The organism is Luteibacter jiangsuensis (assembly GCF_030812295.1).
Classification (GTDB): Bacteria; Pseudomonadota; Gammaproteobacteria; order Xanthomonadales; family Rhodanobacteraceae; genus Luteibacter; species Luteibacter jiangsuensis_A.
In genome coordinates this window covers 994936-1017899 of sequence record NZ_JAUSSK010000001.1, presented here as the reverse complement: position 1 = coordinate 1017899, position 22964 = coordinate 994936, and the positions used below count along the sequence as shown (strand labels likewise).

24 protein-coding genes and 1 other RNA gene are annotated in these 22964 nt (G+C 62.6%); 16 read left to right on the top strand and 9 right to left on the bottom strand.

Annotation, left to right across the window (positions count from 1 at the left end):
- Genes J2T07_RS04455 through J2T07_RS04440 form a run of 4 tightly spaced genes read left to right on the top strand, consistent with a single transcriptional unit; the run spans position 1 to position 4396 of the window.
- Positions 1–1413, top strand: coding sequence for an NAD(P)(+) transhydrogenase (Re/Si-specific) subunit beta (locus tag J2T07_RS04455; protein ID WP_306847608.1), 1413 nt, complete (start codon positions 1–3; stop codon positions 1411–1413).
- A 56-nt stretch (positions 1414–1469) separates the two neighbouring features.
- Positions 1470–2861: an NAD-dependent succinate-semialdehyde dehydrogenase gene (locus J2T07_RS04450; RefSeq protein WP_306847606.1), complete on the top strand. Its 1392-nt coding sequence runs from the start codon at positions 1470–1472 to the stop codon at positions 2859–2861.
- A 43-nt stretch (positions 2862–2904) separates the two neighbouring features.
- Positions 2905–3933 (top strand): alcohol dehydrogenase AdhP, encoded by a 1029-nt coding sequence (gene adhP, locus J2T07_RS04445; RefSeq protein ID WP_306847604.1) that lies wholly within the window; start codon positions 2905–2907, stop codon positions 3931–3933.
- A 49-nt stretch (positions 3934–3982) separates the two neighbouring features.
- On the top strand, positions 3983–4396 hold the full coding sequence (locus tag J2T07_RS04440; protein WP_306847602.1) for a VOC family protein: 414 nt from the start codon (positions 3983–3985) through the stop codon (positions 4394–4396).
- A 60-nt stretch (positions 4397–4456) separates the two neighbouring features.
- On the opposite strand, the gene J2T07_RS04435 is transcribed toward J2T07_RS04440, so the two are convergent.
- Entirely contained in the window at positions 4457–6250 is a 1794-nt protein-coding gene (locus tag J2T07_RS04435) for an IlvD/Edd family dehydratase (RefSeq protein ID WP_306847600.1), read from the bottom strand.
- Between the two features lie 193 nt (positions 6251–6443).
- On the opposite strand from J2T07_RS04435, the gene chvE reads away from it, so the two are divergent.
- The 3 genes from chvE to mmsB are packed head-to-tail and all read left to right on the top strand — an operon-like array spanning position 6444 to position 10334.
- Positions 6444–7571 (top strand): multiple monosaccharide ABC transporter substrate-binding protein, encoded by a 1128-nt coding sequence (chvE, locus tag J2T07_RS04430; RefSeq protein WP_306847598.1) that lies wholly within the window; start codon positions 6444–6446, stop codon positions 7569–7571.
- Between the two features lie 17 nt (positions 7572–7588).
- Positions 7589–9145: a multiple monosaccharide ABC transporter ATP-binding protein gene (gene mmsA, locus J2T07_RS04425; protein ID WP_306847596.1), complete on the top strand. Its 1557-nt coding sequence runs from the start codon at positions 7589–7591 to the stop codon at positions 9143–9145.
- Positions 9129–10334, top strand: a complete 1206-nt coding sequence (gene mmsB, locus J2T07_RS04420; protein WP_306847594.1) for a multiple monosaccharide ABC transporter permease — start codon at positions 9129–9131, stop codon at positions 10332–10334. The genes mmsA and mmsB overlap by 17 nt, the downstream gene beginning before the upstream one ends.
- A 33-nt stretch (positions 10335–10367) precedes the next feature.
- Here the strand turns inward: mmsB and J2T07_RS04415 are convergent, their stop codons facing one another.
- A complete protein-coding gene (locus J2T07_RS04415; RefSeq protein WP_306847592.1) occupies positions 10368–11117 on the bottom strand; it encodes a FadR/GntR family transcriptional regulator in 750 nt (249 codons plus the stop codon).
- Between the two features lie 95 nt (positions 11118–11212).
- Between J2T07_RS04415 and J2T07_RS04410 the strand changes: the two genes are divergently transcribed.
- The 3 genes from J2T07_RS04410 to J2T07_RS04400 are packed head-to-tail and all read left to right on the top strand — an operon-like array spanning position 11213 to position 14721.
- The gene (locus J2T07_RS04410) at positions 11213–12763 is read left to right on the top strand and encodes an aldehyde dehydrogenase (NADP(+)) (protein WP_306847590.1); all 1551 of its coding nucleotides are present in this window, start codon (positions 11213–11215) and stop codon (positions 12761–12763) included.
- A 30-nt stretch (positions 12764–12793) separates the two neighbouring features.
- The gene (gene araD1 / locus J2T07_RS04405; protein ID WP_306847587.1) at positions 12794–13786 is read left to right on the top strand and encodes an AraD1 family protein; all 993 of its coding nucleotides are present in this window, start codon (positions 12794–12796) and stop codon (positions 13784–13786) included.
- A gap of 2 nt (positions 13787–13788) precedes the next feature.
- Entirely contained in the window at positions 13789–14721 is a 933-nt protein-coding gene (locus tag J2T07_RS04400; protein ID WP_306847585.1) for a Gfo/Idh/MocA family protein, read from the top strand.
- A gap of 69 nt (positions 14722–14790) precedes the next feature.
- Here the strand turns inward: J2T07_RS04400 and J2T07_RS04395 are convergent, their stop codons facing one another.
- Complete coding sequence (locus J2T07_RS04395; RefSeq protein WP_306847583.1) at positions 14791–15381, bottom strand: TetR/AcrR family transcriptional regulator; 591 nt, start codon at positions 15379–15381, stop codon at positions 14791–14793.
- A gap of 126 nt (positions 15382–15507) precedes the next feature.
- Between J2T07_RS04395 and J2T07_RS04390 the strand changes: the two genes are divergently transcribed.
- Together J2T07_RS04390 and J2T07_RS04385 are read left to right on the top strand one after the other, a co-directional pair.
- Positions 15508–16473, top strand: coding sequence for an SDR family oxidoreductase (locus J2T07_RS04390; RefSeq protein ID WP_306847581.1), 966 nt, complete (start codon positions 15508–15510; stop codon positions 16471–16473).
- Positions 16470–17282 (top strand): NAD-dependent epimerase/dehydratase family protein, encoded by an 813-nt coding sequence (locus J2T07_RS04385; protein ID WP_306847578.1) that lies wholly within the window; start codon positions 16470–16472, stop codon positions 17280–17282. The genes J2T07_RS04390 and J2T07_RS04385 overlap by 4 nt, the downstream gene beginning before the upstream one ends.
- A gap of 130 nt (positions 17283–17412) precedes the next feature.
- Here J2T07_RS04385 and J2T07_RS04380 read toward each other — a convergent pair whose 3' ends face one another.
- The 3 genes from J2T07_RS04380 to J2T07_RS04370 form a co-directional block, all read right to left on the bottom strand.
- Positions 17413–17742, bottom strand: coding sequence for a hypothetical protein (locus J2T07_RS04380; protein ID WP_306847576.1), 330 nt, complete (start codon positions 17740–17742; stop codon positions 17413–17415).
- Between the two features lie 2 nt (positions 17743–17744).
- Positions 17745–18305, bottom strand: coding sequence for an isochorismatase family protein (locus tag J2T07_RS04375; protein WP_306847574.1), 561 nt, complete (start codon positions 18303–18305; stop codon positions 17745–17747).
- A gap of 80 nt (positions 18306–18385) precedes the next feature.
- Positions 18386–18934, bottom strand: a complete 549-nt coding sequence (locus J2T07_RS04370) for a MarR family winged helix-turn-helix transcriptional regulator (protein ID WP_306847572.1) — start codon at positions 18932–18934, stop codon at positions 18386–18388.
- A gap of 291 nt (positions 18935–19225) precedes the next feature.
- Between J2T07_RS04370 and J2T07_RS04365 the strand changes: the two genes are divergently transcribed.
- Positions 19226–19675: an acetyltransferase gene (locus tag J2T07_RS04365; protein WP_306847570.1), complete on the top strand. Its 450-nt coding sequence runs from the start codon at positions 19226–19228 to the stop codon at positions 19673–19675.
- A gap of 303 nt (positions 19676–19978) precedes the next feature.
- On the opposite strand, the gene ssrA is transcribed toward J2T07_RS04365, so the two are convergent.
- Positions 19979–20371, bottom strand: a transfer-messenger RNA (tmRNA) gene (ssrA, locus tag J2T07_RS04360).
- Positions 20372–20452: 81 nt separating this feature from the next.
- A complete protein-coding gene (gene smpB / locus J2T07_RS04355) occupies positions 20453–20953 on the bottom strand; it encodes an SsrA-binding protein SmpB (protein ID WP_306847568.1) in 501 nt (166 codons plus the stop codon).
- Between the two features lie 79 nt (positions 20954–21032).
- On the opposite strand from smpB, the gene J2T07_RS04350 reads away from it, so the two are divergent.
- Together J2T07_RS04350 and J2T07_RS04345 are read left to right on the top strand one after the other, a co-directional pair.
- Entirely contained in the window at positions 21033–21461 is a 429-nt protein-coding gene (locus J2T07_RS04350; protein WP_306847566.1) for a type II toxin-antitoxin system RatA family toxin, read from the top strand.
- Positions 21454–21732: an RnfH family protein gene (locus J2T07_RS04345; protein WP_306847565.1), complete on the top strand. Its 279-nt coding sequence runs from the start codon at positions 21454–21456 to the stop codon at positions 21730–21732. The genes J2T07_RS04350 and J2T07_RS04345 overlap by 8 nt, the downstream gene beginning before the upstream one ends.
- Before the next feature lie 7 nt (positions 21733–21739).
- Here J2T07_RS04345 and J2T07_RS04340 read toward each other — a convergent pair whose 3' ends face one another.
- A complete protein-coding gene (locus J2T07_RS04340) occupies positions 21740–22222 on the bottom strand; it encodes an outer membrane protein assembly factor BamE (RefSeq protein ID WP_306847563.1) in 483 nt (160 codons plus the stop codon).
- 72 nt (positions 22223–22294) lie between these two features.
- Between J2T07_RS04340 and fur the strand changes: the two genes are divergently transcribed.
- On the top strand, positions 22295–22708 hold the full coding sequence (gene fur, locus J2T07_RS04335; protein ID WP_306847561.1) for a ferric iron uptake transcriptional regulator: 414 nt from the start codon (positions 22295–22297) through the stop codon (positions 22706–22708).
- Positions 22709–22964: the final 256 nt, after the last annotated feature.

Genomic DNA, 22964 nt, shown 5'->3' with positions numbered 1-22964 from the left:
ATGATTTCTATTCTTGTCGACGTGAGCGGCTTCGCGGCCGCCCTGTTGTTTATCCTGGGCATGAAGCGCATGGCATCGCCGGCCACGGCGGTCCATGGCATCTGGCTTACCGGAATCGGCATGGTCGCGGCGGTGGTCGCCAGCTTCGGTTACTTGAGCGCCATTCCCGTTGAAGCCCGCCCCCATACACTGACCAATGTCGCACTGGCGCTTACCGCGCTGGCATTGGGTGGCGGGTGGGCCTGGTGGCGGGGAAGGCGGGTCGCGGTAACGGCGATGCCACAGATGGTGGCCCTTTATAACGGCATGGGCGGTGGCGCGGCGGCGGCGGTCGCCGCGGTCGAACTGATGGCCCGGGATGGTGGCGAAGCCAGCGTGGGGGTGTTGCTCCTGGTCGTCACGGCGCTGGGGGCGCTCATTGGCTCGATCTCGCTCTCGGGTTCCATCGTGGCGTGGGCAAAGCTGGATGGCCGGTTGGAACGAACCTTCCGGTTTCGTGGACAAAGCGCCGTCAACGGGAGCGTATTGCTGCTCGCGCTAGGCGCCGCAGCGTGGGCATTGGCCGATCCATCGCAGCTTTCCCTGGCGATCTTCTTCGCCGTCGCGCTTCTGCTTGGCGTGCTCATGACGGTGCCCATCGGCGGCGCGGACATGCCGGTGGTCATCTCGCTCTATAACGCGTTCACAGGCCTCGCCGTCGCCCTGGAAGGCTACGCCCTGTCCAATCCCGCCCTGATGGTGGCGGGCATGATGGTCGGCTCCGCCGGCACGCTCCTTACCCTGTTGATGGCGAAGGCGATGAACCGGTCGCTGGCCAACGTGCTGTTCAGTCGATTTGGCGATCCCGTGGCCGGCTCGACCGCGGGCGTGGCCGGTCATATGAAGAGCGTCGACGCACGGGACGCCGCCTTGACCATGCGTTACGCCACCACCGTGATCGTTGTGCCCGGCTACGGATTGGCCGTGGCGCAGGCTCAGGCCAAGCTCTACGAGTTGGTCAAACTGCTTCAGACGGCCGGGGTAGCGGTGCGATTCGCCATCCATCCGGTGGCGGGACGGATGCCTGGCCACATGAATGTGCTGCTCGCCGAGGCCGGTGTTCCCTACGACCTGATCGACGATATGGAAGACATCAACGACAGCTTCAAGTCGACCGATGTGGCCATCGTCATTGGCGCCAACGACGTGGTCAATCCCGCGGCGCGAACCGACAAGGCGTCGCCGATCTATGGGATGCCCATTCTCAATGCGGACCAGGCCCGCCAGGTCTACGTGGTGAAGCGAGGGCAGGGAAAAGGCTACGCGGGCGTCGAGAACCTTCTTTTCTACCAGGACAACTGCGCCATGGTTTACGGAGACGCCCTCGCGGTGCTCAACGCCATGGTCCAGGCGATCAAGGAACAGGCTGCCTAGATCCGGCGCCCCGATTCCATCCTCACTCCCATCCCATCATTTGCAGGAGACATGGCATGACCTATGCGACCGTCAATCCCTTCACGGGGGAAACCGTAACCCGTTTCAAGGACGCGACCGATGAGGAGGTCACGCGTGCGATCGGAAAGGCGCAAGCGGCGTTCGAATCGTGGCGCGATACATCCTTCGCCGAACGCGCGAGCATCATGCAGAACGCGGCGAACCTGCTGCGCAAGGACATCGACGCATACGCATCGCTGCTGACATTGGAGATGGGCAAGCTGATCGGCGAGGCTCGCGCGGAGGTCGAGCTTTCGGCGAACATTTTCGAATACTACGCGGTGCATGCGAAGCGTCTTCTGGCACCCGAGAGCCTGCCGGTGGCCAACCTCACGGAAGGCCAGGCCGTGCTTACCCACGAACCTCTGGGTGTGCTCCTGGCTATCGAGCCGTGGAACTTTCCCTACTACCAGGTCGCCCGCATCATCGCCCCCCAGCTCTCGGCGGGTAACACGATACTGCTGAAACACGCATCCAACGTACCCCAGTGCGCGCAAGCGTTCGAGAAGCTGATGAAGGAAGCAGGCCTGCCTTCTGGCGCATTCCAGAATGTGTTCGCGACACGTAGCCAGATCGAATTGATCCTCGGCGATCCGCGGGTTTGCGGCGTTGCACTCACCGGTTCGGAGGCGGCCGGCTCCAGTGTCGCCGCTCAAGCGGGCAAGGCGCTCAAGAAGTCGACGATGGAACTGGGCGGCGCCGATGCATTCGTGGTGTTGGCCGACGCGGACCTCGACAAGACCGTGAATTGGGCCGTCTTCGGCCGGCATTGGAACGGTGGCCAGGTGTGTGTCTCGTCCAAGCGGATGATCGTCGTGGATGGACTCTACGAATCCTTCCTGGAGCGATACAAGAAAGGGGTTGGGGCGCTGAAAGCGGGCAACCCCACGTTGCCGGAGACGACCTTGGCTCCGCTTTCCTCGCAGCAGGCTGCGGACGACATCAAGGCGCGGATCAAGGAAGCGGTGGCCCATGGCGCGACCGCCACCGAAGTCGGGCCACCGGTACCGACGACGGGAGCCTTCGTTCAACCGACCATCCTTACCGACATCGCGCCGGACAATCCGGCACGGAACTGGGAGTTCTTCGGGCCGGTGTCCATGCTGTTCCGGGCCAAGGACGATAACGAGGCGATCGCCATCGCGAACGATTCGCCCTTCGGCCTGGGTGGGTCGGTGTTCTCGGCGGATCCGGCGCATGGCGCCCGCGTGGCTCGTCAGATCTCCACGGGGATGGTGTTCGTGAACCATCCCACGATGGTCAAGGCGGACCTTCCCTTTGGCGGCATCCGGCATTCCGGCTATGGCCGCGAGTTGCTCGGTCTCGGGATCAAGGAATTCGTGAATCACAAATTGATCGACATCGTCAGCATCGACGCTCCGTTCTGATACAGCGACATCCGACTACTACATTCCCTGAGGACTCGAACCCATGAACAAGACGATGAAAGCGGCGGTGGTGACTGCCTTCGGCAAACCCCTGGAGATCCAGGAGGTTCCGATTCCACGGCCGGGCCCGGGCGACCTGCTGGTGAAGATCGAGGCCTGTGGTGTATGCCACACGGACCTTCATGCGGCGGAAGGCGACTGGCCCGTCAAGCCGAAGCCGCCCTTCATTCCCGGTCACGAAGGCGTTGGGCACGTCGTCGCGGTCGGTGCCGGGGTAACCCATGTCAAGGAAGGGGATCGGGTAGGCATTCCCTGGCTCTATTCGGCGTGCGGCTATTGCGAACACTGCCTGGGTGGTTGGGAGACCCTGTGCGAGTCGCAGCAGAACGCGGGCTATTCGGTCAACGGTGGTTTCGCCGAGTACGCACTGGCTGATGCCCGCTTTGTGGGCCACTTGCCGGCCAACCTTGGATTCATCGAGGTGGCGCCGGTGCTTTGCGCGGGTGTCACGGTCTACAAGGGCTTGAAGATGACCGACACCCACCCTGGCGATTGGGTGGTCATCTCCGGGGTGGGTGGGCTTGGCCACATGGCGGTGCAGTATGCGCGCGCGATGGGCCTGAACGTGGCGGCCGTGGACATCGACGATGCCAAGCTTTCGCTTGCCTCCCAACTCGGTGCCACCGTGACGGTCAACGCTTTGAAGATGGACCCCGTGGCGTACCTGAAAAAGGAAATCGGAGGCGCACACGGCGCGCTGGTGACGGCGGTATCGCCCAAGGCTTTCTCGCAGGCATTGGGCATGGTGCGCCGGGGTGGCACGGTAGCGCTCAATGGGCTTCCGCCCGGGAAGTTCGAACTGTCGATCTTCGACATGGTCCTGGAAGGGATCACGGTGCGCGGTTCCATCGTCGGCACCCGTCTTGACCTGCAGGAGTCCTTGGCGTTCGCGGGGGCAGGGAAGGTCAAGGCAACCGTCAGCACCGATCGCCTTGAGAACATTAATGGTATCTTCGACCGGATGCGGGCCGGCCAGATCGAGGGGCGCGTGGTCATGGACATGAATGCCTAGTTCCACCCGGTGAGATCGTAGACGTGGCGTTATTGCAGAAGGACATCCCATGACATTGGAGACCGTCGAGATAAAGGCCTTCGTTCCCGCGAAGGATTTCGAACTATCGACACGTTTCTACGTCGAACTCGGGTTCGAAGTGGCTTTCACCGATGGTTCGCTTGCCTACATGCGGGCAGGAAATTGCAGTTTTCTTCTGCAGAAGTTCCATGTCTCCGACCACGCTTCGAACTTCATGATGCATTTGCTGGTGGCCGACGTGGACGCCTGGTGGAACCATATCCAGGCGCAGCAGCTGGTTCGGCGTTACGGCGTGCGCTGTAGCGTTCCGGAAGACCAGCCATGGGCTATCCGTGATTTCACGCTTACCGATCCCAGCGGGGTGCTGTGGCGGATCGGAACGAACATTGTCCTTGACGACGGTATTCATCGAGCGTCCATGGAACCTTCCACAGCTGGCTAGGTCGTCGCATAGCCGTGGTGGGTGTCGTGGCTGACGCGGCGGTCGATACCTTGATGCCCTTCAATGGCTATCGCGCGGAAGCCCCTTCGTCTGCGCGATCTGCTGGTACTTCTCGGCACCTTCGAGAATGGCACCCGTTTCCATCTGTCCGACGATGCTGCGCTGGATCTCCTGCCACGGCGTTTGCGATGCCGGGTAGCGGTAGCCTCCCGCCTCGGCCAGCGCGCGGCGGCGCTCGGCCAATTCCTCGTCGCTGATCAGCACGTTGGCGGTACCCCTGCCAAGGTCGATGCGGACACGATCGCCGGTTCGGATCAGCGCCAGTCCACCCATCACCGCGGCCTCGGGGCTCGCGTTGAGAATGGAGGGCGAGCCCGAGGTGCCCGATTGGCGTCCATCGCCGATGCAAGGCAGCGCGTGCACGCCTTCGCGGATGAGATAAGCCGGCGGCCGCATATTTACCACTTCCGCCGAACCCGGGTAGCCCACCGGCCCCGCGCCGCGCATGAAGAGCAACGTGTCGGTGGTGATGCCGAGCGAGGGGTCGTCGATGCGGTGGTGATAGTCCTCCGGACCGTCGAAGACGACGGCTGGCCCTTCGAACGCGTCGGGATCGTCGGGGCTGCTGAGATAGCGCTCGCGAAACTCGGGACTGATGACGCTGGTTTTCATGATGGCGCTGTCGAACAGGTTGCCGCGCAACACGATGAATCCCGCATCTTCCTTCAGCGGATTGGCGAACCGACGGATGACGCGTTCGTCCTCGATGGTCGCACCCCGGCAATTCTCACCGATCGACTTGCCGTTTGCCGTCATCGCGCCCTCGTGGATCAAGCCCTGCCTCAGCAGCTCACCGACCACCGCCGGTACGCCGCCGGCGTGATAGAAGTCCTCGCCGAGGTATTCCCCCGCCGGCTGCAGGTTGACCATCAAAGGTACCTTGTGGCCGTGCGTCTGCCAGTCGTCGATCGTCAGCTCCACGCCCATGTGACGGGCGATGGCTGCCAGGTGGATGGGGGCGTTGGTCGATCCGCCGATGGCCGAGTTGACCACGATGGCATTGAGGAACGCTTCGCGGGTGAGGATGTCGGAGGGTTTGAGGTCTTCCGCGACCATCCCGACGATGCGCTTGCCGGTGAAATAAGCGACTTCCTGCCGATCGCGGTAGGGCGCGGGAATCGCGGCGGCGCCCGGCAGCTGCATGCCGAGGGCTTCGGCCAGGCTGTTCATCGTCGTCGCCGTTCCCATCGTGTTGCAATAGCCCGTCGATGGCGCGGATGAGGCAACCAGCTTGATGAAGCCTTCTTCGTCGATGGCGCCGGTGGCCAACAGCTCGCGCGCTTTCCAGACGATCGTTCCCGAGCCCGTGCGCTCGCCCTTGTGCCAGCCATTGAGCATGGGGCCTACCGAAAGCGCGATGGCCGGGATGTTCACCGTAGCGGCCGCCATCAGGCAGGCTGGCGTGGTCTTGTCGCAACCGATCGTCAACACCACGCCGTCGATCGGATAACCATGCAGCACTTCGACCAGGGACAGGTACGCCAGGTTGCGGTCGAGGCCCGCGGTAGGGCGCTTTCCCGTTTCCTGGATCGGATGCACCGGGAACTCCAGCGCGATGCCACCCGCTTCACGAATGCCCTCGCGCACGCGTTCGGCAAGCACGACGTGATGGCGGTTGCACGGCGAGAGATCGCTGCCCGTCTGCGCGATGCCGATGATCGGTTTGCCCGAGCGTAGCTCTTCCAGCGACAGGCCGAAGTTGAGATACCGCTCCAGGTACAACGCGGTCATGTCGATGTTTTCGAGATTGTCGAACCAGGCGCGCGAACGAAGCGGGAAGGTGGTCTGTGTCATGGCGAGCGGGAGTTCTCTGAAGGCAGGCAGGGAGCGGCTCAGCAGCAGGGGTACAGTCGAGCGGCGGTCGTTGACGCGCGATCTGTGCGCCGATAGTCTATTACTCAGACAAGATAGTCGATGAGAGACGCGGCGGTAAAGACGTTTTCGGAAAGACGGGCAACTTCCAGCACTCAACCGAAAGGTATTCCAAGTGAACGCACGCAACCTGTATATCGGCCTCGCAGCCGTCGGCTTCGCCTTCTCGCTCGCGGCCTGTTCCGGCGGGCGCGGCAACGGCGACACCGCCGCTTCCTCATCGGACAACAAGGGCGCCCTGGTCGGTGTCGCCATGCCCACCAAGGTATCCGAGCGCTGGATCAAGGACGGCAACGCCGTCAAGGAGGATCTGGAGAAACTCGGGTACAAGGTCGATCTCGAGTACGCCGACAACAAGATCCCGCAGCAGGTGCTCCAGGTCAGCAACATGATCACCAAGGGTGCCAAGGTGCTGGTCATCGCTTCGATCGACGGCGGTTCGCTCAGCGACCAGCTCGATGCGGCGGCCAAGGCCGGCATCAAGGTGATCTCCTACGATCGCCTGCTTACCGGAAGCAAGAACGTCGATTATTACGTGTCGTTCGACAACTATAAGGTGGGCGTCGACCAGGCCAACAGCCTGCTCACCGGCCTGGGCTTCCTCGATGCGAACGGCAAGAAGACCGACAAGAAGGGGCCGTTGAACGTCGAGTTGTTCGCGGGCAGCCCGGATGACAACAACGCCACGTTCTTCTTCAACGGGGCGATGGATACGCTCAAGCCCTACATCGACGACGGCTCCATCGTCATCAAGAGCGGCCAGACAGGGTTCACCCAGGTGGCCACCCTGCAGTGGGACCCGGCGACGGCGAAGGCCCGCATGCAGAATCTGGTCGCCAAGTCCTACTCGGACGGTGCCAACGTCGATGGCGTGCTCTCGCCGTACGATGGCATGTCGATCGGCATCGTCTCCGCCCTGCAGGGCGCAGGCTATGGCGGCGCCGCCAAGCCGCTGCCCATCATCACCGGGCAGGATGCGGAGGCGGCGTCGGTCAAGTCGATCATCGCGGGCCAGCAGTACTCCACGATCTACAAGGACACGCGCAAGCTCGCCGACCAGGCGGCCGTGATGACCAACGACCTGCTGACCGGCAAGAAGCCGGAAACGAACGACGACAAGACCTACAACAACAAGGTCGTGGTCGTTCCGACGTACCTGTTCCAGCCGACCGTGGTCACCAAGGCGAACTACAAGGAAGTGCTCGTCGATAGTGGCTATTACACCCCGGCGCAGCTGCAGTAAGCCGCGCTGGAGGGCACGTGACCGATCATATTCTCGAGATGCGGGGCATCACGAAGACGTTTCCCGGTGTCAAGGCGTTGCAGGATGTTTCGCTCGGGGTCAAACGCGGCCATGTCCACGCCATCTGTGGCGAGAACGGTGCCGGCAAGTCGACGCTCATGAAGGTTCTCAGCGGGGTCTATCCCGCTGGGACGTTCGACGGGCAGATCGTTTTCGAGGGCCAGCCGGTCGATTTCAGGAGCATCAACGACTCCGAGGCCGCCGGTGTCGTGATCATCCACCAGGAGCTTGCGCTCAGTCCGTATCTTTCCATCGCCGAGAACATCTTCCTCGGCAATGAGCGGCAGACACGCGGATGGATCGACTGGAACCGGACCAACCTGGAAGCCGCCAAGCTGCTGGAGCGGGTGGGGCTGAAAAACAACCCGGTCACCAAGATCACCGACCTGGGCGTCGGCCAGCAACAGTTGGTGGAAATCGCGAAGGCCTTGTCCAAGCGCGTGAAGCTGCTCATTCTCGATGAGCCCACGGCGGCCCTGAACGACGCCGATTCAGCGCACCTGCTCGGGTTGATCAAGCAGCTCCAGGCGCAGGGCATCACCTCGATCATCATCAGCCACAAGCTCAACGAGATCGAGGCGATCGCCAACGAAGTGACGATCATCCGCGACGGCCGGACGATCGAGACGCTCGACATGCAGGCGGACCACGTCTCCGAAGAGCGGATCATCAAGGGCATGGTCGGGCGCGAACTCGAAAGCCGATACCCGGAGCACACGCCGAGCATCGGCGAAGAACTCTTGCGCGTCGAGAACTGGAATGTGTTTCATCCGGTCGACGTCACCCGGCAGATCGTCACCAATGCCAGCATCCACGTACGGGCTGGTGAAATCGTCGGCATTGCCGGGTTGATGGGTGCTGGGCGAACCGAACTCGCGATGAGCGTGTTCGGGAAGAGCTATGGCGTGAAGATCAGCGGCAGGGTGTTGAAGCGCGGGGTCGAGGTCGACATGAGCACCGTGCCGAAGGCGATCAGGAACGGCGTGGCGTACGCCACCGAAGATCGCAAACGCTATGGGTTGAACCTCATCGACGACATCACCCGCAACACATCGGGTTCGGCCCTGGGCAAGCTCGCGGGGCTGTTCGGTTTCGTCGACGGGCATAAAGAAGCCACCGTGGCGGGCGAGTATCTCAAGTCCCTCAAGATCAAGGCGCCCGGCGTGTCTTCGATCACCGGGAAACTGTCGGGTGGAAACCAGCAAAAGGTCGTGTTGTCCAAGTGGATGTACGCCGACCCGGATGTGCTGATCCTCGATGAGCCGACCCGCGGCATCGACGTGGGCGCCAAGTACGAGATCTACGCCATCATCAACCGGCTCGCCGACGAGGGCAAAGGCATCATCATGATTTCGTCGGAACTCCCGGAGCTCCTGGGCGTCTGCGATCGTATCTACACCCTCGCCGAGGGACGTATCACGGCGGATATCCCTCGATCCGAGGCGACCGCCGAGGTCCTTATGCAGCACATGACAAGAGAACGGGAGCGGGGCGCCAGTGACAACCTCCAATGAATCGACGCCACCGGCCAGCGCGACGACGACGGCGCTGAAGTACCTGGCGGGACAGCTTCGCCAGGTCGGCCTGTTCAGTGCGCTGATCGTGATCGTGCTGTTTTTCCAGTTCGCGACCGGTGGCATCACGCTTCGGCCGATCAACGTATCGAACCTGGTCATCCAGAACAGTTACATCCTGATTCTCGCGATCGGCATGGTCATGGTAATCATCGCGGGCCATATCGACCTGTCGGTCGGTTCGCTCGTGGCGTTCGTGGGGGCGATGGCCGGCGTCATGATCACGCAGTGGCAGATTCCCTGGCCGGCGGCGATCGTGCTTTGCCTGGTCATCGGTGGCATCGTCGGGGCGTGGCAGGGCTTCTGGATCGCCTATTTCAGGATCCCCGCGTTCATCGTCACGTTGGCGGGCATGTTGCTGTTTCGTGGGGCTGCGCAGATCGCGCTGCAAAACCAGCAGATTTCGCCGTTCCCGGAAGCGTTCCGCCGGATGGGTTCCGGGTTTCTCCCAGCGTTCGGCACGAGCGGGTACGAGCCGCTCACGCTCGTCCTGGGGGCGTTCGCCGCCATCGTGTTGCTCTATGGCTCGTTGCGTCAACGTATGGTGCGGCATACCTACGGGCTGGAATCCGAGCCGCTGTGGTACTTCATCCTCAAGCTGGTCTTCTCGGTCTTCCTGATCGGTTGCATGGCGTTCCTGCTGGCCAGCTACAACGGCACACCCATCGTGCTGGTGATCCTCGGTGTGCTGATCGTCGCGTATGCGGCGATCATGGCGCGGTCGGTCTTTGGCCGCCACGTCTACGCGATCGGCGGCAACCTCAACGCCGCGGCCCTCTCGGGCGTGAAGACCAAGCGCGTCACCTTCCTGCTGTTCGTGAACATGGGGGTCATCTCCGCGCTCGCCGGGCTGGTTTTCACCGCCCAGTTGAACCTGGCGAGCCCGAGCGCCGGCACGGGTTTCGAACTCGATGCGATCGCCGCCGTGTTCATCGGTGGCGCCGCCGTGACCGGCGGTATCGGCACGGTTACCGGCGCGATCATCGGTGGCCTCATCATCGGCCTGCTCAACAACGGTATGTCGATCCTTGGCGTCGGCACCGAATACCAGTCGCTGATCAAGGGACTGGTGCTGTTGGCGGCCGTCGCGTTCGACGTCTATAACAAGCGTCGCGTCGGAGGTCGCTAGGTCCCGCGGAGGGAGGGCGGTCAGCGATGCGGCTTACGGTTGCATCGCCTGCCGCGTGTCTTCCAACGCCAGTTCCACGAGCACGCGCATCGCCTCGCTGGCGGCAGCCGGGTCGCGATCGGCGATGGCGACGAACACCCGGCGATGGTCCGGGATGGGATTGCGGGGCAGGGTGCGCTGGCGTTGTTTGAACTGCGTCGTCCAATTGACGGCGGCGCAAATGCTCGCATTCAACACGATGAGCGCGTCGTTGCCGGTGGCATGCAGGATCGCACTGTGGAAATCACGGTCGGCCGTGCGGCCGGCCTCGGTGGCGAGGGTGTGGCGGGTCATGCGGGCCAGGGCATCACGCATGGTATCGAGGGCGGCGTTGTCGCGGCGCTCGGCAGCCAGTGCCGCGGCGGCGGGTTCCACGATGGCGCGAAGTTCGAACAGGCTGCGAATGAAACCAATGTCGGGCTGCCCGGCGAATGCCCAACCCAATACCTCGGGATCGAGCAGGTTCCAGCGGCTCCGGGGTAACACACGCGTGCCGGCCTTTGGCCGGCTTTCGACGAGGCCTTTGGCAGCCAGTGCCTGGATCGCCTCGCGGTAGGCCGTTCGCGAAACGTCCAACTGCTCGGAGAAAACCACTTCGCCGGAGAGTACGTCGCCCGGCTGGTATTCACCCGAGAGGATCGCGGCACCCAGCTTGTTCGCGATGGCGCCGTACAGGCGTCGACCGGTACCGCGCGCCTGGCGTTCGCGTTCGATCGGTACCGCCGGCGACTTCGTCTTGCTCACGTGCTCATTCCTTCCTGACCATCGACCGCTTGGCATTGCAAAACCAGCATAACCGCCTTAACCTAATTGTCTGAGTAATTATCGTGGCGCAGCACATGTCGAACGATGAGAAGACAGGCGGGATGCACAGTACTTTCCGCTCGGTGGAGGCGGCGACCGGGCAGCCTTTCGGCCCTGCGTTCACATCGGACGGTATGGCTGAGGTCAGGTCCGCCTGTGCGGCCGCCGAGGCGGCCTTCGATGTTTATCGTACGACAGATACCGGCGACCGGGCGGCGTTCCTGGAACGCATCGGCGAGGAAATCCTTGCCCTGGGCGACGAACTCATCGTCACCGCCATGCGCGAAAGCGGACTGCCCCGCGCGCGCCTCGAGGGCGAGCGCGGCCGTACGGTCGGCCAGCTGAGGTTGTTCGCCGGCGTGCTCAGGCGCGGCGACTGGATGGGGCTGCGCGTCGACCCCGTCCCGGCTGGCGAGACACCGTCCGCGCGCGCCGATTTGCGGCTGCGCAGGATTCCCCTGGGACCGGTCGCCGTGTTCGGGGCGTCGAATTTCCCGTTGGCGTTTTCCACGGCCGGTGGCGATACGGCATCGGCGCTCGCCGCCGGGTGCCCCGTCGTCGTCAAGGGCCATCCCGCGCATCCCGCCACGGGGGCCATGGTCGCGGACGCCATCCGCAAGGCGGTGAGGGCGAGCGGCCTGCCGTCCGGCGTATTCGCGAACCTCACCGGCCCGGGGATCGAACTGGGAGCGTCCCTGGTCACCGATCCGGCGATCGCCGCGGTGGGATTCACGGGCTCGCGTGCCGGCGGCCTGGCGCTCGTCAAACTGGCACAAGCACGAGAGATCCCCATCCCTGTGTTCGCGGAGATGTCGAGCGTCAATCCGGTCCTGCTATTGCCGGGGGCGCTGCGTGCACGCGGGGAAGCCATCGGCGCCACCTTCGTCGGTTCGCTGACGATGGGCGCCGGACAGTTCTGTACCAATCCCGGCTTGCTCCTGGCGATCGAAGGGGACGGCCTCGACGCCTTCGTCTCCGCCGCCAGCCGCGTGGTATCCGAGGCGAGCCCGCAAACCATGTTGACCCCTGCGATCCACCATGCCTACGAGGCCTCGGTCGAGGCGCTCCGGAAACACGGCGAGGTGACGGCCTTGGCGCAGGGGCCTGCCGCCGAAAGCGCGAGCGCCGGGCGCGCGGCGTTCTTCTCCACCAGCGGCAAGGCGTTCCTGGCTGACAAGGCGCTCGCGCACGAAGTCTTCGGTGCGTCGTCCCTGTTGGTTCGCTGTGCCGACGAAGCCGAACTTCGCGCAGTCGTCGCGGCATGCGAGGGGCAGCTGACGATGACGCTGCAGATGGACGATGGCGATACCGCATTGGCGGCCCGGCTGGTCCCGCTACTGGAGCGGAAGTGCGGACGCATCGTCGTCAACGGTTGGCCGACCGGTGTCGAAGTCACCCACGCCATGGTGCACGGTGGACCGTTCCCCGCGACGTCCGATGGGCGTTCGACATCGGTCGGCAGCCTCGCCATCGATCGGTTCCTGCGCCCCGTGTCGTATCAGAACTTCCCGCCTGCCTTGTTGCCCGCCGTGTTGCGCGACGACGCAGGCTTGCCGCGGCTCGTCAACGGTATCCCGGCCGCCTGATTTCCCGTCTACCGAGAAGAGAGAGACTTCATGACTTTGCGTCTCCTGCAACATCGTGCCGCGGACGGCGTACGGTCGGTGATCGCCGCGCGGGGCGACACCGCCGCCTTCGTGCCCGGCGTCGACAGCGTTCGGGCACTCGCGGGCAAGGCCATCGCGATGGGCACCGACCTCGCGGGCGCGATCGCCGCATGCGGTGCCGGGGCGCCGGTGGATATCGTCGAGGAATTGGCCGCGGGCCGCTTGCTCGCTCCGGTCGATCACCCGGACCCGGCGCATCTGTTCATGACTGGCACGGGGCTCACCCACCTGGGTTCCGCGGAAGGGCGGGACAAGATGCACCGTGAGGCGGCCGCCGCCGAGAAGCAGACGGATTCGATGCGGATCTTCCTCGAAGGTGTCGCGGGCGGCAAACCCGCGGAAGGGGCGGTCGGCAGCCAGCCGGAATGGTTCTATAAGGGCAACGGCCACGGCCTGGTCGGGCCGGGCGCACCGCTCACGTCGCCCGCGTTCGCAAAGGATGGTGGAGAGGAGCCCGAACTCGCGGGCATCTACCTCATCGGTGACGATGGCACGCCGTTTCGTCTCGGCGTTTGCCTCGCGAACGAGTTCAGTGACCACATCACGGAACGGCATAACTACCTATGGCTCGCGCACTCGAAATTGCGCCAGGCGGCCCTGGGTGCCGAATTGCTCGTCGGGCCACTTCCTGCTGAAATCGAAGGCAAGAGCCGCATCCATCGGAACGGTGCGGTCGTGTGGGAAAAGCCATTCCTCTCCGGGCAAGAGAACATGTCGCATAGCTTCGCGAATCTCGAGGCGCATCATTTCAAGTACGAGCTGTTCCGGCAGCCGGGCGATATCCACGTGCATTTCTTCGGTACGGCCACGTTGTCGTTCTCCGATGGCGTGGCTACCCAGCTTGGCGACGTGTTCGAGATAGAAGCCGCGCCGTTCGCCTTGCCGCTGCGTAACGCACTCGCGCAGGCACCCGCGCAGGCCGTCACGGTCAAGGCACTTTGACGGTGGCCCCTATCCGCGTCGCGGTGATCGGCCTGGGCAAGATCGCCCGCGACCAGCACCTCCCCGCGATCGCAAACGACGATGACTTCCAGCTGGCGGCAGTGGTCGATCCCGTGGTGTCGGGCCTTGAAGACGTACCTTGCTTCGACAGCCTCGATGCGTTGTTCCAGGGTGGCGTCGCCGTGGATGCGGTCGTCCTCTGCACGCCGCCGCAGATTCGCTATACGCTGGCCAGGAAGGCCCTGAAGAACAACATCCATGTCTTCCTCGAGAAGCCGCCGGGCGCGACATTGGCCGAAGTCGCGGCACTCTCACAGCGGGCGGATGCTGGCGACCTGACCTTGTTCGCGGGCTGGCACTCCCGGTATGCCGCTGGCGTGGAGCCGGCGCGCGCCTGGCTCGCCGAGCGGCGGATCGAGAAAGTCTCCATCCGTTGGCGGGAAGATGTTCGCGTGTGGCACCCGGGGCAAGAGTGGATATGGGAAGCCGGCGGGCTGGGCGTCTTCGATCCGGGTATCAACGCCTTGTCGATCGCCACGCACATACTTCCCCGGACGTTCATCCTTCGGTCCGCGACCTTGTCGATTCCCGCCAACCGCGCGGCGCCCATCGCGGCCGACCTGCGGTTCATCGACGGGGACGATGTCCCGATGTCGATGGATCTCGACTGGCGCCAGACCGGTCCGCAAAGTTGGGACATCGTGGTCGAGACCGATCAAGGTCGGTTGATGCTAGCTAAAGGTGGCGCCGTGCTCAGCCTGCCTGGACAGGACGTGGGCGGGGAAGACCGGGAATATGCGGGGATGTATTCGCGTTTCGCCTCGCTGATCCGTTCGCGCCGTTCCGATGTGGATACGGCGCCGCTGCGGCTGGTGGCCGATGCGTTCTTGCTCGGCCGTCGTGAGACCACCGAGGCGTTTTATTGGGACAGATGAGTTCATAGCCGAGCCCGGTGGGGCACATGGGGCGGGGCTACTGTCAGGGACGAGTGGCCCTCGATGCAATCAGAGTTCCATACGTAAACCGTCGAAGGCATCCCTTAAGAACTTGGCCACCGGCTTTCGTTGGCCAGTCTGGTCTCTCCATGCTTGAAGCGCCAATCTCATCGCCCCGACGGAGACCATGGCGACCATTCGAAGCGACGTGCGGCGCTCGGGTTGCCGCCACACCTCGCACAACGTCTCGAAGAGCGCTTGCTCCTGTTCCGCATAATGCGTCTGCTTGCGGGCACGCAGCGCTTCGCTTGACCGCATGAGGTTGTCGACGGCGATCATCTGTTCGGTGGTATAGCGCTCGATATGCTTCACCATCACATCGCGAACCGCATCGAGCGGCGATACGTCGGGTGATGTCTTGAGTAACTCGGCATACAGACTCGAAGCTCCGGCCTGTTGCCAGAACAGGATGACGTCGTCCTTGGATTTGAAATACGAGAAAAAAGTGCGGCGCGAGATGCCCGCTTCCGTGGCGATGGCGTCCAGCGTCGTATTTTCGTAGCCATTGGCAAGGAACAAGCGCTGTCCGACCTCGGCGATACGCTGACGCGTTTCGCGGCGCTTGCGCTCCCGCAAACCTTCTGTGGCCGCTGCGCCCACGGGAGACGAATTTCCTGACATCCGGATGGCCTATTGCAAAGCTGCATCAAGTGCAGTAAAAATTGCACTCAGTGCTAAATTAGTTGCACTCATCTTACGTTCTCATCCCCAACCAAGGCAAGGTCAATGGCCGCTTGGACCGTTTCCGACATCCCTTCCCAACGCGGCCGTGCGGCGGTAGTCACCGGTACTGGCGGTCTTGGGTTCCAGGACGCATTGGCATTGGCCCGGGCAGGGGCCGACGTCATCATTGCAGGTCGAAATCCGTTGAAGGGCACCGCGGCAGTCGATCGGATTCGCCAAAGCGTGCCTGGCGCGAATGTGGCTTTCGAGTTGCTGGATCTCGCCAGCCTCGACTCCATCAAGTCGTTCGCGGGGAACCTGCGGCGATCGCGCGACAGCCTGGATCTGCTCATCAACAACGCGGCGGTGATGACGCCACCGAAGCGCCTGGCCACTACCGACGGGTTCGAGTTGCAGTTCGGCACCAACTACCTGGGCCACTTCGCCTTGACCGGCCAGCTTCTGCCGCTGCTGCGAAAGGGCGACAAGCCGCGCGTGGTCACTCTTTCGAGCGTTGCAGCTCGAAGCGCCGCGATCAACTTCGATGATCTGCAAGCTCGGCGCAGCTACAAACCGATGCCAGCTTATGGTCAATCGAAGCTCGCCTGTCTGATGTTCGCCCTTGAACTACAACGCCGCAGTGATACCGCAGGCTGGGGTATCCAGAGCATCGCCGCGCATCCCGGTATTTCGCGCACCGATCTCTTGCCCAATGGCGCCGGAACCTGGAGTGCGCCGGGTATCGTCCGCCGTTACTTGTGGTTTTTGTTCCAACCCGCAGATCAGGGAGCATTGCCGACGCTCTTCGCCGCGACTTCGCCGCAAGCGCGAGCGGGTGCGTACTACGGTCCGGACAAGCTGAGCGAGACGCGTGGCTATCCGGTCCCGGCCCTGATCCCTCCGCAGGCCCTCGATACGGCTAGCGCTGCCAGGCTCTGGGATGAATCGGAGCGGCTGACCGGCACGGTCTATCCCGCCGGCGAAGGGCGGAAGTTTCCAGAAGCGGCCGGGAAGGGAGTGAATCCATGACGGTTCTTGTGACGGGGGGAACCGGGCTCGTCGGCTCACGTCTGCTAGGGCGTCTGGTGGATTCGGGTGTGCGATGCCGGGCGCTGGTGCGCTCCGGCAGGACGCTCCCAGCCGGCGTAACTGCCATCGAGGGCGATATCCTGGACCCGGCGTCCCTTGCGGCTGCGCTGGAAGGTATATCGGCCGTCGTGCACCTGGCGGCGGTGTTCCGAACGCCCGACGAAGACCTGATCTGGAAGGTCAACCTGGAAGGCACGCGTAACCTGATCGCGGCAACAATGGCACATGCAATGGGTGCGCGCTTCATCATGGCGAGTACCGCCCACGTGTACGATACGAACAGTCCTCGTCCCGGCCGCGAAGACGATGACGTCGAGCCAAAGCATGCGTATCCGGCCAGTAAAGTGGCGGCAGAGAACGAACTGCGCAACAGCGGGATCAACTGGTCGATTCTGCGGCTCCCATTCGTCTACGGCGATCGCGACGGGCACCTGGAAGACTTTCCCAAGCACGTCGTAGGCAAGTGGCATCCCGCCCAGAGGATGAGCACCGTCCATCATCGTGACGTTGCAACGGCGGTGAAGATGGCTTTGGCCGGTGTGATGGACGGCCATATCGTGAACATCACAGACGAAGCCCCGACGTCGGTCTATGAATTGGTCACGCTTGCCGGCGCATCCATGGCACCATCTCCCGAGCCGCTCGTGAATCCCTGGCATCTTCATGTGGACGGGAGTTTCGCCCGTAGCCTGGGGTTCCAGCCTTCCGTCAGAACGATCTATCAGGCTGTCGAGGAGGGGGTGCTCTGACGGGCAGATGAAGGTCAGTCGAGAAGCTGCATGTTATTGGCCGTCTGCCACTGGCGGTGTTCCGGGACCAACTGTCCCCCATGCGTGAGTGGGCCTTGTGCCCGGCAGCGTGGTCTTAGAAGAAGACATGTCAGCGATTCGTTGGTGAATTTCCGCCATGGAAACGCCCGAAACTACGCGCGGAAAATAAGGCCATCAACAGGACTCCCATACCGGCCGAGATGGCCTGGTCCATAGCGTGAAGATCGACAGTTCCCACGCGAGCGATCAGCATGTATGCGAAGACGAAGTTCGCGAACCCCCAAAGAACATTGACGGTCGAAGAGGAAAGTCCTTGACCTGGTGGTTTGGCGAAAGGAGTCTGAAAAGCGCGTCCCATCATGCCGCTGACGAAGTGCGGGAAGGCATTGGCGAGAAACATGCCACCAAAAAAATAAGAGATGTCATGAGCCCAGCTCACGGTTATACGCCCCGTTCCAGCAGATCGATGATTTCCTGCGTCGTACCTGTCTCGCCGATCCGAGGGAAAACGCGCGTCGTGCTCCAGGCATGGGCGTCTTCCTGCATGTCGGTCATGGCGTCCGTCGCGAGGGTGACGTTGAAGCCGAGTTCATAGGCCTGGCGCGCCGTGACTTCCACGCCGTTGCTCGTGGCCACGCCAACGATCACCACCTGCGTCACCCCCGACGATTTCAAATGGGCTTGAAGTCCGGTGTCGGTGAAGGCGCCTGGCGTATGCTTCGTCACCACATGGTCCTGCGGCTGTCGCTTCAATTCAGGAACGATTTCGGTCCAATCGGCGGGGAGGTCGCGCAGACGGCGAGGTTGCTCGGTACGACCTGGCGCGGCACCGGCAACATTGACCAGCACGACCGGCAAGTCTCGTGCGCGAAAGGTGTCAGCCAGCGCAGCGGCGCGCTCCACAACGCCGTTCACCGGATGGGCGGTTGGGAGTGCGACGATGCCTTTCTGAAGGTCGATGACGATGAGCGCAACGTTCGGATCGAGGGTAGTCACTGCCACGGTGGTTTCCTTTCATAGAGCCGGCGCAGCCGACCGCGCGCCGATGTTATTTCGGGAGCAGTCTTCGATAAGGCGGTGGTCTATTCGGATTCGCCAAGACGCTTGATTAGCTCGACCGCGGACATAAGCGTTTTCCGTTCGTCGGCATCGAGCCTGGATATCGCGTCCAACAGCCATTTCTGCTTGGCGGCGCTGCGTTTGCGCCGCGCCTGAACACCTTCCCGCGTCAGGACGAACAGGACCTGCCGACCATCGGTCGGATGCGGGCGACGCTCGACCAGGCCCTCGCGCTCCAGTTCGGTGAGTGTGGCGCCCATGGACTGCGGCTTTACCGCCTCCGCCCGTGCGAGGTCGGCGGTCGTCGCTGGCCCGGCTTTTTCAAGCCTGGCCAGCGCCATGGTCTGCGACCAGGTCAGTCCTTCCGGGTTGGTTTCGGCGCGCAGACGTCGCAGGAGTTGGCCGACTGCTAGAGAAAGCTCTGCAACGGCGGTTTCTAGGGAAGCGGAAGGGCCGACGGGAGGAGTCATGGATACAACGGTACGATCAATCAGGAAAACTTGCAAGTTTTCCTGATTAAATGTCGCTGAGGGTGACCCATTGATATCTCGGATCGGGTCGACGATCAGCATATGGCGGCGGTCGCCGCATGCGGTCCACCCACGGCGGTGGCTTAAATCCACCGGCGGATTCGCGCAACTCGCCAAAAGACGTTTCCGGATAGCTACAGCAGGTTTAAATCAGGCTCACCAAGTCCGCAGTCGATGCGGCACAGCCTCAAGACAGGGCTATCGAACTTCGGGATACTGTGGGCCCCGGTTTCCTGTGCAAGATCACCCCGGCGGATCGTGACCCGCATGGGAAGTACCGTTCGCAGAATCAAAGGAAGACTGCTACTTCCTAATGCGCATCAGGCAGCACACATGAAGATTCGAAAAGCACAGCCAGAAGATCATCAAGCTCTCCTTGGCATCTGGGAGCAATCCGTTCGCGCGTCACATGACTTCCTATCGGAGCAAGATATCCAGACGCTTCTACCCATGGTTCGCGATCAAGCCTTGCCGGGCCTTGAAGTGTGGGTGTTGTGTGATGAGGCATCGGCACCTATGGGTTTTATGGGGCTGGACAACAACAAGCTTGAGGCATTGTTTATTTCTCCAACCAGCTTTCGGCGAGGCGGAGGAAAGGCCATGCTTGAGCATGCGAGGGTATTGAAAGGTGAACTGCAAGTGGATGTAAATGAGCAAAATCCGCGCGCAGTAGCTTTTTATCTATCCAATGGCTTCGTCGTCACTGGTCGCTCATCGACGGATTCCCAAGGGTTGCCATTTCCGCTGCTGCATTTGAGCGAAGCCCGTCGGAGTGCTGCCTGACAATTCGTTCAAGCCGACGTAGCTTCGCAACGCGGCTTGATTCAGGCGATATGGCGACAGCCCTTCTTTCGAGGACGCCAAGGTAGGCCACCTCTTCGTGGCGTTAGGCGGCAGTGTCGCGATGGCGTCCAAAAAACAGATCCATGTCCTGCGCGTCAACCTCGGTCAGCGGCTTATCGGGTTTGCAGGAACGCTTTGGGCATACCAGTACCTCCGGCAGTACCTTTGAAAGGACTGATCAGAGGTCTCCGTCACCCGCAAAGCAAAACGGATCAGCAAGTTACTGCTGATCCGCTGCCGAAGTGGTGGAGGTGGCGGGAGTCGAACCCGCGTCCGAAGGCGTTTAATCTCCAGATCTACATGCTTAGCTCACCGTTAAGTCTCGTCCGCCGACAGCACGGCGTGCTAAGCGCACCGGCGGACATATCTGATTGATCTAGCGTCAGACCCACAGACGGAGGGTCTTTCGGCGGTCTCATGATAGTGACCCTACACCGACGAGCATGAGCACAAGATCGGTTCGGGGGTTTGGCCTTTTTTAGGGGCCGGACAGCTTAGGCGGCGAGAGCCACCGAGTTGTCACCGTAGTAGTTGTCATTGGCAACTATATGTTTTGCGGCTGGTTTAACGAGGAAAGCTGCCCCCTCGGCATGCACCAGTAGATCGCACTACCCCCGTCGAAACCAGTACACCCCCGGGGAAAACGTAATGTGACTACACCCAGCAGTATATGGGCGGGGAGGGGCACCCACAATGGGCGCCGCCCGGCTGTTCAGGTCAGCCCATCTTGTTGTGCGAGCGCATCACGCGCTGCTTGTCGATCGCCCATTCGCGTTCCTTGTCGGTGTTGCGCTTGTCGTGCTCCTGCTTGCCCTTGGCCAGGCCGATCTCGCACTTCACCTTGTTGTTCTTCCAGTACATCGCGGTGGGGACCAGGGTGTAGCCCTTGCGCTCGACGGCGCCGATCAGGCGGTCGATCTCCTCGCGGTGGAGCAGCAGCTTGCGCGTGCGCCGGTCGTTCGCCACCACGTGGGTGGAGGCGCTGATCAGCGGCGGGATCTGGGCGCCGACGAGGAAGACCTCGCCGTGCTGGATGATCGCGTAGCAGCCTTCGCCGAAGTTGATCCGGCCGGCACGCAGGGACTTCAGTTCCCAGCCCTGCAGCTCCATCCCGGCTTCGAAGCGCTGGTCGATGTGATATTCGTGACGCGCGCGCTTGTTCAGCGCGATCGTGCCGCGGCCTTCCTTTTCCGTGTCCTTCGGTTTCGCTTTTGCCATGTCCGCTAAAATCGGTCTATCGGATCCCTGATACAAGTCCGGCGGGTCCATGAGCCGGTGAATAAGACGAGGTCTTCACGTGATTGAAATCCGCCGCAGTGCGATCGTGCCGTTCACGCCCGCGCAGATGTTCGACCTGGTCAACGATGTGGAAGCATACCCAAAGCGCTTCGGCTGGTGTGACGCCGCCACGGTGGTGGAGCGGGACGACGATGTGCTGGTGGCCCGGCTGGATCTCAAGTTCGCCGGCATGAAGCAGCATTTCACCACCCGAAACACCATGGAACGGCCGGAACGCCTGTCCATGAAATTCGTGGAGGGGCCCTTCCGCTCGCTCGATGGTGTCTTTACCTTCCAGGCCCTGGGCGACGCCGGCTGCAAGATCGCGCTCGCCCTGGATTTCGACTACGCCGGCCTGGGCGGTGGGGTACTGAAGATGGGCTTCCAGCAACTGGCCAACCGGATGGTCGACGACTTCTGCGACGAGGCGCGCCGGCAGTATGGCTGAGATCGCCATCGAGGTCGCCTACGCCGGGCCCGAAGGGCAGGTGGTGATCGCCCTGCGGATGCCGTCGGGGACGACCGCCTGGGAGGCCGTGGAACGGGCCAGGGTGGAGCTGCCCGAGGGAGTGACGCCAGACCCGTCCCGGCTAGGCATCTACGCGAAGAAGGTGCCCGCCGGGCAGGTGCTGGAGGACGGCGACCGCGTGGAACTCTACCGGCCGCTGACCCTCGACCCCATGGAAGCCAGGAGGCGCCGCGCGATGCGCGGCACCTGACCCGGAATTACTGGCGCTTGCTGGCCGGGCTGTCGTCGGACGAGCCGTTGACGCCGACACCGAAGCCGCCGTCGCTGGATTCCTTCTTGCCATCCGTGTTCTTGTCGCCGTCGGCGCCGCCGGTCGGGTTCGCCTTGTACTTCTCCGAGTCCTTCAGCAACTGCTGGGCATCCTGGGAGAAGAAGTCACCCTCGGTACGCACGAGCGTGTCGTTGTTGAAGGACAGGGTCAGCGTGCGGGTCGTCATCGGACGGCCACGGTGCGAGAAGGTCGAGACGTAGTCCCAGCGGTCCTGGTCGAACGGCGAGATGACCGAGGGGGTGCCCAGGAGGACGAGGACCTGGCGCTTGGTCATGCCGGGCTGCAGCTGGTCGACGTTCTTCTTGTCGAGCAGGTTGCCCTGCTGCACGTCGGGGGTATAGAGCAGGCCACAGCCCGCGATGGCGGTCGCCATCATGGCCAAACCCAGCGTGCGGATGAGCTTATGCATGCGTAGTAACGTCCGGATCGTGAAGCCTGTGATGATACACTAAGCGCCTTACGGCACCGCGAGGGGTCTGACATGGACCAGGAAACCAAAGAGCTCCGCAAGGCGGGCCTGAAAGTCACGCATCCGCGCATGCGGATCCTGCAGATCTTCGAAGAGGCAGAGGAACGCCACCTCACGGCCGAAGACATCTACAAGCGCCTGCTTGCGCACCAGGAGGACATCGGGCTTGCCACGGTGTACCGCGTCCTGACCCAGTTCGAAGCTGCCGGCATCGTCATGAAGCACAACTTCGAGGGCGGGCAGGCGGTGTACGAGCTGGACCGCGGCAAGCATCACGACCACATGATCGACGTGGACAGCGGAAAAGTGATCGAGTTCATTAGCGAGGAGATCGAACGCCTCCAGCACGAGATCGCCGAGCGCCACGGCTACGTCATCGAGGACCACAGCCTGGTGCTGTACGTCCGGCCCAAGAAGAAGCGCTGATCCCGCTTGCCGCAACGAGAAAAGGCCCTGCGGGGCCTTTTTTATTGGGTAGCATCCGGATTTCGAAGGGCCAAAAAAAACGCCGCCGGCGGACTCCTGTCCACCGACGGCTTGATCCGGCGTCTTCAAGGTTCGTGGATCGCGAGTTGCTCGCTGGATCCCGATCTCCATGTCGCACCGGCGAGGCTGACATCCTGTCGCCTCATCAGGTCGATCGTCCCCACGACCGACCTGGGCTCACCGTCTCTCGACGGCG

Coding starts and splice junctions, on each gene's coding strand:
- J2T07_RS04455 (WP_306847608.1), top strand. CDS start 1: ATGATTTCTATTCTTGTCGACGTGAGCGGCTTCGCGGCCGCCCTGTTG.
- J2T07_RS04450 (WP_306847606.1), top strand. CDS start 1,470: ATGACCTATGCGACCGTCAATCCCTTCACGGGGGAAACCGTAACCCGT.
- adhP (WP_306847604.1), top strand. CDS start 2,905: ATGAACAAGACGATGAAAGCGGCGGTGGTGACTGCCTTCGGCAAACCC.
- J2T07_RS04440 (WP_306847602.1), top strand. CDS start 3,983: ATGACATTGGAGACCGTCGAGATAAAGGCCTTCGTTCCCGCGAAGGAT.
- J2T07_RS04435 (WP_306847600.1), bottom strand. CDS start 6,250: ATGACACAGACCACCTTCCCGCTTCGTTCGCGCGCCTGGTTCGACAAT.
- J2T07_RS04410 (WP_306847590.1), top strand. CDS start 11,213: ATGTCGAACGATGAGAAGACAGGCGGGATGCACAGTACTTTCCGCTCG.
- araD1 (WP_306847587.1), top strand. CDS start 12,794: ATGACTTTGCGTCTCCTGCAACATCGTGCCGCGGACGGCGTACGGTCG.
- J2T07_RS04390 (WP_306847581.1), top strand. CDS start 15,508: ATGGCCGCTTGGACCGTTTCCGACATCCCTTCCCAACGCGGCCGTGCG.
- J2T07_RS04385 (WP_306847578.1), top strand. CDS start 16,470: ATGACGGTTCTTGTGACGGGGGGAACCGGGCTCGTCGGCTCACGTCTG.
- J2T07_RS04370 (WP_306847572.1), bottom strand. CDS start 18,934: ATGCTGATCGTCGACCCGATCCGAGATATCAATGGGTCACCCTCAGCG.
- J2T07_RS04365 (WP_306847570.1), top strand. CDS start 19,226: ATGAAGATTCGAAAAGCACAGCCAGAAGATCATCAAGCTCTCCTTGGC.
- smpB (WP_306847568.1), bottom strand. CDS start 20,953: ATGGCAAAAGCGAAACCGAAGGACACGGAAAAGGAAGGCCGCGGCACG.
- J2T07_RS04345 (WP_306847565.1), top strand. CDS start 21,454: ATGGCTGAGATCGCCATCGAGGTCGCCTACGCCGGGCCCGAAGGGCAG.
- J2T07_RS04340 (WP_306847563.1), bottom strand. CDS start 22,222: ATGCATAAGCTCATCCGCACGCTGGGTTTGGCCATGATGGCGACCGCC.
- fur (WP_306847561.1), top strand. CDS start 22,295: ATGGACCAGGAAACCAAAGAGCTCCGCAAGGCGGGCCTGAAAGTCACG.